This is a genomic window from Rhodococcus erythropolis R138 (assembly GCF_000696675.2).
Taxonomy (GTDB): domain Bacteria; phylum Actinomycetota; class Actinomycetes; order Mycobacteriales; family Mycobacteriaceae; genus Rhodococcus_F; species Rhodococcus_F erythropolis.
In genome coordinates this window covers 3,760,218-3,767,910 of the sequence record NZ_CP007255.1, presented here as the reverse complement: position 1 = coordinate 3,767,910, position 7,693 = coordinate 3,760,218, and the positions used below count along the sequence as shown (strand labels likewise).

Sequence of the window (7,693 nt, the reverse complement as noted above, 5' to 3'; positions counted from 1 at the left end):
CACGACCACCCCCACACAGCGTTGTGACGATCAGCGCCGGGAACTGTGGCTCGGGGATTGAAGAGAAACATCGCACCGCCTCGATATCGAGTGGAAACCATGTGGCGATCCTGCGAGAGCGCAGCCGAAGGTCATCGACCTCGACGAAGGGTCGCTTCGAAGTCCGAACCTCCCCGAAGGTCCGAACTCAGGATCAGAATTTGTCGTCGTCAGGCGTCAGGCGCACCGCAGTGCTGCGGTGCTCAACGCAAGGCTAGAAACCGGTTGCCCACACCTGCTTCACCGGAAACGTTCGGCTTCACGGGCAAGTTCGGTCAACCGTTCACACAACTGTGCGAGTTCCGAACTTTCGGCTCCCTCGGCAACAGCAGTCGCCACATCTTCGGCGGCGCAGCGAACCTCGAACATCCGATCCACCAGTTCGACGGCCTCGACGGCGGTCAAGATGACGGCGTCAGCCGGGATCGTCGTGCCCTTGACGGCATTGCGCTGCTCGTACGCGCGCTGGCGACAAGACTGGCTGCAGTACCGGCGACGACGACCCACTCCCGTCACCGCGACCTCGCGGCCGCACCACACACACGGGTTTCCGGAACGCGCAGTCTGCGGTGATCCGACGCGTGTGCTCTCAGCCATGAGTCGACACTGTACTCGAGATTCGGACGCCTTCGATGAACGCGCGCGGTACCCGGTAAGATGGAGAGGTTGCGTCTTCTCGCCACACGGGAACCAATCGGGTGCTCGTGGCGTTGTAGATGAGTGTGAGCGTCTACTCCCCAAGTCAGGGCGCCCACCAGCGGTGACGAACGAAGAGAGGACACCACCATGGCAGATCGCGTACTTCGAGGTAGCCGTCTCGGAGCTGTGAGCTACGAGACCGACCGTGACCATGACCTCGCGCCCCGTCGTATGGCCAAGTACAAGTGCGAGAACGGCGAGATCTTCGACATCCCGTTCGCGGACGAAGCCGAGATCCCCGGCACCTGGTTGTGCCGCAACGGCCTCGAAGGCGCCCTCATGGAGGGAACTGCCCCCGAAGCCAAGAAGGTCAAGCCTCCCCGCACCCACTGGGACATGCTGCTCGAGCGTCGCTCGGTCGAGGAACTCGAAGAGCTCCTCAAAGAGCGTCTCGATTTGCTGAAGGCCAAGCGTCGCGGCGCATGAACTAGCACTTCGATCAAGACCGTCCGGTTCTACACCGGGCGGTCTTTCTCGTTCTACGGGGAGTGATCGTTCACAAGTCGACGTCATACTTCGGCCCTTCTTCGACGTGGCAACTTCAGGATGCTTCGCGGTCCTCAAAGGCACTTCAGGACAACGTCATTCAGCATCCAGGCGCACTCGCGAGCCGACAGTGCGCAAATCCTGGACTTGCGCTGAAGAACCATCGGCACTGCTTCGTGCACCAGTGTGAGCTGTATCCCCCACCCCGCGACACACCAAACTTCGGTACCCCGCTCACGCCGACTGGGGTGTGGGTAAATGACTTACGGTGCTGAACGGTACTTCCGCTACTTCGCGGTCACCGAGCGATATTCTGTGCTGCGGTTCCTTGGCGGAGGCGGGTGATTTCGTTGCGTGATTCGACGACCTGGGAGCTGTCGTCGCCCTTGCTGACAGCAAGGTCGCTGCACAGATCCAGCGCGGCACGAACGATATGTCGTCGTTGGCGACGTTCGGTGCGAGTGGGTGCGGCTTTCGCGTAAGTGCGTTGTTGTCGCCATCCGCCGGCGGCTGTCACCTCGGCGTCGGTCAGGACGCCGGACTCGATTTCCGGGGCGAGAATGTCACGGACGAAGTGGGACTCACGTGGGTGCGCCCAGACGAACGCGATCCACAAGGCAGTGAAAGCGAAGACGATGTCGCCGATCATGATGACGAACACGAGCGAACTGCTGCCGCCGGCGATCGCGAGCATCGAATCCCACACGCCGTGGATCAGGATGGGTGCCACGATCAACGCCAATCCGCGTCCGATCCGCCGGGGCTGGGCCGGGGTGCCGATCAGATAGATCACGCCGGCGCAGAAAAGGGCTGTAAAGAGGGGATGAGAGACGATGTCGGAGTAGGTGCGGGTGGCGATGGAACCGATCAGGCCGTCGGTTTGGTGGGCGCCGAAGCCCTGCGTCGCGCCGGCAATCGAGTACAGAAAGTCTTCGCTGGTCTGAAATCCCAAGCCGATGAAAGCGCCGAGGAGCAGGCCGTCGGTTGCGGTGCGCACCAGTCGCGGTGCAAGCGCGAGGAGGACGACGATGCCGATGCCTTTGGCGGTTTCCTCCACGAACGGTGCAGAGAGGCCCGCATGCCAGTCCTGAGCCCATACCTGCCCGAAAATCTTAGTGTAGAGCGAGCCGACTGCTCCGTTCGCGGGTACTGCGATAGTGAACGTTGCTGCGGTGGCGCCCCAGATGAAGCCGGTGACCACTAGTCCTACGGGTTGGCGTTCGTAGCGGTCGATGTGCCGGAACCACCATGTCCAGACCGCGGCACTGATGATGCCGACGATGCCGGCAACGAGGAGTGCGCGCCCGAAGTATCCGGCGAAGGGGGCGAACATCTGCCAGCCTTTGACGAGGCCGAATCCGCACATCCACAGGTATATCCAGAACACGACGTTGCGTGGTTGGAAGAAGTGAAATTTCTCGCCCCAGGCCGTCGTATCGAATGCGCGGGAGCGGGTTTCGAGGAGATCGCTGCTCACTTGGTGTCTCCCTCATGTGTGCCGATGGAGGCGATCATGTCGGTGATTTCTCGACCGCGGGCGGCGATCTGATCGGGTGGGCCGACTACCTGTACCCGAATTCCCTCGCCGTCGGTGACGAATGTGGTCACCGATCCGGCGGACCGCGGAGTGTCAAAGCTGACCTGGACGCCGCTCAGACCCCCGTCGGTGCTGATCGGCTGGCGTGTACCGGAGACCGCAAGCACGGAACTGCCGTTCGTCGCAAGACTCACGGCATCTGTTTGGGAGAGGAGCTCGTCGGCAGTTCCACTGAATGTGTCGGCGTCGACGCTCACGGTGACGGTGCCGCCGGTCAACGTCACACGTGGGAGCGAATCGGACGCGCCATGTTGGTCGGTTCGGAAACCACTCTCGACATTCCAGCCCGCAGGTGCGGCGAAGGAGACCGTTTCGGTCACGGCCATTCGGTCTCCGGCGCCGGTTGGATCTTCGGAGGAGACAGCGGAATCGATGGCGGGCACGATCACGGTCCAGAGCATCCACACCCCCAAGATCGCGAGGGCGTGTGGGAAGACGCGTGTGTCGAGTCCGAGGAAGCGGTGATCCGCTGGTGGACGTCGTCCGTGTATGGGCTCGTGCTTGTGTGCAGTACTCGAAATAACGCTCAATTTCCCTCGTTTCCATTGCACGGCAGGTGCACTGACTATCGCAGAAACGGACAAATTCCGTGCATCAGCCGGCACCTGCCGGTCATCGAGACGATCGTGCACCAAGTTCCCGTCGGCGCGAGATCACCGAGAGCTCCTAGTCGACGGTGAACCGTCGCATCGCCAGATGTCCGAACACGCCGACCAGAATCAACGTGACGCCTGCGGTCACGGATACGGAGTCGGTCACCAACCCCGCGATGCCGGTCACGGCTACGAACACCGGCAAAAAGTCGAACAGCCTGAAAATCGACTGCGGTGGTTCGGTTTCGAGGCCCTGAGCCTGAGCGGCCTTGTTCGGCGCATACTCGGGGTACCACTCGGTGAAGGAGATCGCGAAGAAGGTTCCGAGCAACTGCAGAATCCATCCGGTCCAGAAGTTGTCTCCGTCGTGCAGCAGTGCGTCCCCGAACAGGCCCACTGCGGCCGACCATGTGAAGGCGAGCGCCCACACTGCGGTGATGACGTAGTTGATGCGCAGAAACAGTGGCGTCGTCCAATACTCTTCAGGCGTCGACTCTTTCGCGTACTGCAAAGTGAAAGGATTGCGGAGCAGGATCGATCCGAAGGCAAAGACCACCAGCGCGATGTTGGTCAGTTCGCCTCCCCAGAGTTCGAACCACCGAATCGTGTTCGCCGACGCGAGGAGGCCGATGGCCGCCAGAACGCCGAAGAACACGACGTCGAAGACCTCCAACAGCTTCACCGTGCCGCCGCGCCGGTGACTGGCCGCCAAGATCAGCAGCGACAACCCGAGCGCGGCGGCCGCGGATTCCTCGAACCTTCCCGGCCCGGAGAGCAAGGACAGCAGGATCCACGGTGACAGCCCCGCGAGCGGTGACTGCAGCACCGCGTCGACGACACTGGTCTTGCGAACTGCAGTCTGGGGCTCGGTCTTCTCAGGCTGGGCCTTGTCTGGCTCAGTCTTGTCTGGCTCAGTCTTGTCTGGCTCGGTCACAGGAGGCCGCCTTTACGCAGGAACGGGTGGCACAGCGAGTACCCGCGTAGGCGCCCCTCGGAACATCGGCCGCCCGATATCCGTTGCTCGGGTCAGATTGCCGCAGTCTCCTCAGGTGATTGCTCGGCCCGATCTCGGCGCCGGGCTACCAGCGCCATGGCAATCGCACCGACCGCGATGATGCTGAGCACGATCTCCGGCGCCGGACCTACTCGGGTAGCGAGGGTGGAGCTGGTCGAGAGCGGCACCTTGGCCACAAGTGCCGCCGGCACGAACAGGTCGGTCTGCGACGTCACTGCCCCGTCGGGAGCGATGATGGCGCTGACACCACTGGTTGCGGCCACAACGACGGCACGGCCGTGCTCGACTGCCCGCACACGGGACATTGCCAGCTGCTGATACGTCATCTCGGTGTCCCCGAAGGTGGCGTTGTTGGTCGGTACTGCCAGCAGCTGCGCACCATTGCGCACCGATTCCTGGAACGCCCGGTCGAACGCAACCTCGTAACAAGTCGCGACGCCGATCGGTACACCCGCTGCGTGGACAACGCCGTTGCCCTCGCCGGGCACGAAATTGCCCGCACGATCGGCGTACGAGGAGAAGTTCCGGAAGAAGCTTCGGTATGGCAGGTATTCACCGAACGGCTGGATGATCTTCTTGTCGTGCTGTTCCTGAGGACCATTGGCGCCGTCCCACACGATCACTGAATTGGTGGTCGTACGATCGGCATTCACGAGTACGGTGCCGACAAGAATCGGGGCTCCGATCGCTTCGGAGGCTCGGGTGATGTCGGCCGCGGCATCTGCGTTTCGCAGTGGGTCGATGTCCGAGGCATTTTCCGGCCAGATCACGACGTCAGGCTGATCGACGCGGCCCGCGTCCACCTCGGCTGCCAGTTTCACGGTTTCGGTGACGTGGTTGTCGAGGACCTGCTTGCGTTGCGAGTTGAAGTCCAAGCCCAACCGCGGAACGCTGCCCTGGATCGCGGCGACGGTGATCGTTCGGTCGCCGGAATCCATGGTGGCAAGAAACGGCGACACCACGAGAGCAACGATCACGGGCACGATGGCGGCGGCAACGGCTCCGAAGAATCCTCGGTCCCATCGTTTTGCCGCGACAGCGACGACGCCTGCTGCCAAGCCGGTACCGGTCAGGGCCACCGCGAAGCTGAGCAGCGGCGCACCGCCGATACTCGCGAGTGGGAGGAGCCACCCTTCGGATTGACCGAATGCGAGCCTGCCCCAAGGAAATCCGCCGAAAGGGACGCTGGAACGAAGCCACTCGGTAAGCGTCCAGGTCGCGGCAATCCACAAAGGTGCCCAAGGCAACCTCGCCACCAGTACCGCCAGCAACCCGAACAGTCCGATGAACAACGACTCCACCGCGGCCAACGCGATCCACGGGACCGCGCCCACGAACACACCGATCCACGGAAGCAACGGCACCAGGAATCCGAGACCGGCCAGGTACCCGTAACCGAAGCCGGCACGAAGACGCAATCCGCCTCGACCGAAGTTCGTCAACACGCACGTCAGAAGAGCGATCCCGACTGGCGCCAGAAACCACAGCGGACGAGGTGGGAACCCGGCGAAGATCAAGAATCCGCCTGCGGCTGCGTACAGCGAACGTAGCCATGCCGAACCGGTGAGCACAGCGCTCACGCGGGAGCGATCGCTGCTGGGCGCCTCTGCGCCGGCCTCACTCACTCGTCGAGCCGCGCTGGTAGACGACGCGTCCGCGATGCACCGACTTGATGCAGACCGGAATCGGCGCATCTTCCGCCAGCCTGGGCAGAGCGGGTACTCGCGAGCGCGGATCGGTAGACCATCGCTGAACCGAATCGGCCGGTGCACTGACTTCGAGTTCGCCTGCCTCCCACAACACGTAGGAGGCCGGTGCACCCGGATTGAGCGTTCCCGCGGCGCCGTCCCGCACTCCGCCCGCGCGCCAGGCGCCGCGCGTTGCGGCGGAGAAGGCCGCACGCGGTGAGATTCCACTTCCGTCGGTGCGGTGCTGGACAGCGGCGCGCAGCATCGCCCACGGCTCGATGGGGGTGACCGGGGCATCGGAGCTGAATGCGAGCGAGACACCCTTACCAGCAGCAGGTGCAAACGGATTCAACGCTGCTGCGCGGTCGACTCCCAGGCGCGTGGCGTACAGACCGTCGGTACCGCCCCACAGTGCGTCGAACACCGGTTGGACGCTCGCGATGACGCCCAAGGCCGCGAAGGTTTCCGCGTCGGCCATCGACATCATTTCCGCGTGCTCGAGGCGGTGACCCAACGCGGCGACCTTGGGGCCACCCAGTTCGTCGGCGACCTTGCGGAACGCGGCCGCTGCCGACGAGACGGCACCGTCACCGATGGCATGGAAGCCAGCCTGGACACCCGCGAGGGTGCAGGCCCGGATGTGTGCGGCGATCGCGTCGACGTCGAGATAGGCGTTGCCCGTCGAATCAGGTTGGTCTGCATAGGGTTCGAGCAGCCACGCGGTATGCGAACCGAGCGAACCGTCGATGAAGAGATCCCCGCCGAGTCCGTCTGCTCCGGTTTTGTCGAGGAGTGCACGAGCATCCTCTTCGGTGTCGACGCGCTCACCCCAGTAGCCCCGAACCTCCACTCCGTGGTCGTGGGCCAGTAGTTCCTGGAAATCGGTCAGTCCCGAGATGTCCGGTCCCCCGCACTCGTGCACTGCGACGATCCCGCGGGAGGCGCACAGATCGAGCGCCGCGGTACGCGCAGACGCGCGCTGAGATTCGGTCAGCAGGTTCCGAGCCGCATTGCGCGCCAGGTGGTGTGCGTCGAAAGTCAGCGGGCCGTCGGCCGAGTATCCGGCAGTGTCGGCGAGGCCGGAGATCCCGTCGCGCAATGCGCTCGAGCACGCGGCCGAGTGAACGTCGATCCGCGAGAGATACACCTTGCGGCCAGGGGCAGCCGCGTCGAGATCCGCGGTTGAGGGCGGCGTCTGATCTGCCCACTCGGTGTCGTCCCAACCGTGTCCCCAGATGACTGCGTCGGGATGGGCAGTTTCGGGGTTTGCCGCTGCGAATGTTCGTACTCGCGAGAGGCATTCGTCCAGTGAGGTCGCGCCCACGAGATCGAGACCGACGAGATTGAGTCCCAATGCAGTGATGTGGACGTGGGTGTCGACGAACCCGGGAGTGAGAAACGCACCGCCCAGGTCTTCGATCTCCGCGGCGGGGTGCAACGCCCGTCCGGCGCGCTCGTCGCCGACCCAGACGACGGTGCCGTCGGTGATGGCGATCGAGGTCGCGTCAGGTGCAAATGAACTGTAGATCCGGCCGTTGACCAGCAGACGAGTAGTCACGAGCACCCAGTCTGCCTG

The 7,693-nt window shown here is 63.5% G+C and carries 7 protein-coding genes; 1 reads left to right on the top strand and 6 read right to left on the bottom strand.

The features are described from left to right. Nucleotides 1–279: 279 nt before the first annotated feature. Complete coding sequence (locus H351_RS17335; protein ID WP_020907776.1) at nucleotides 280–636, bottom strand: hypothetical protein; 357 nt, start codon at nucleotides 634–636, stop codon at nucleotides 280–282. A gap of 189 nt (nucleotides 637–825) precedes the next feature. Here H351_RS17335 and H351_RS17330 point away from each other — a divergent pair, with 189 nt between their 5' ends. Further along, nucleotides 826–1,164, top strand: a complete 339-nt coding sequence (locus H351_RS17330) for an RNA polymerase-binding protein RbpA (RefSeq protein WP_019748472.1) — start codon at nucleotides 826–828, stop codon at nucleotides 1,162–1,164. A 358-nt stretch (nucleotides 1,165–1,522) separates the two neighbouring features. On the opposite strand, the gene H351_RS17325 is transcribed toward H351_RS17330, so the two are convergent. From H351_RS17325 to H351_RS17305, 5 genes are all read right to left on the bottom strand, one after another. Next, nucleotides 1,523–2,701: a PrsW family intramembrane metalloprotease gene (locus tag H351_RS17325; RefSeq protein ID WP_029255368.1), complete on the bottom strand. Its 1,179-nt coding sequence runs from the start codon at nucleotides 2,699–2,701 to the stop codon at nucleotides 1,523–1,525. Beyond that, entirely contained in the window at nucleotides 2,698–3,351 is a 654-nt protein-coding gene (locus H351_RS17320; RefSeq protein ID WP_230091154.1) for a hypothetical protein, read from the bottom strand. Before H351_RS17320 ends, H351_RS17325 begins: the two co-directional genes overlap by 4 nt. Nucleotides 3,352–3,487: 136 nt before the next feature. After that, nucleotides 3,488–4,348: a DUF3159 domain-containing protein gene (locus tag H351_RS17315; protein WP_029255369.1), complete on the bottom strand. Its 861-nt coding sequence runs from the start codon at nucleotides 4,346–4,348 to the stop codon at nucleotides 3,488–3,490. Between the two features lie 92 nt (nucleotides 4,349–4,440). Further along, nucleotides 4,441–6,009: an apolipoprotein N-acyltransferase gene (gene lnt, locus H351_RS17310; protein WP_029255370.1), complete on the bottom strand. Its 1,569-nt coding sequence runs from the start codon at nucleotides 6,007–6,009 to the stop codon at nucleotides 4,441–4,443. A 37-nt stretch (nucleotides 6,010–6,046) separates the two neighbouring features. After that, a complete protein-coding gene (locus tag H351_RS17305) occupies nucleotides 6,047–7,681 on the bottom strand; it encodes an amidohydrolase (RefSeq protein WP_029255371.1) in 1,635 nt (544 codons plus the stop codon). Nucleotides 7,682–7,693: the final 12 nt, after the last annotated feature.

Bases quoted from the DNA above. Each gene is read 5' to 3' on its own strand.
- H351_RS17330 (WP_019748472.1), top strand. From the start codon at position 826: ATGGCAGATCGCGTACTTCGAGGTAGCCGTCTCGGAGCTGTGAGCTAC.
- H351_RS17335 (WP_020907776.1), bottom strand. From the start codon at position 636: ATGGCTGAGAGCACACGCGTCGGATCACCGCAGACTGCGCGTTCCGGA.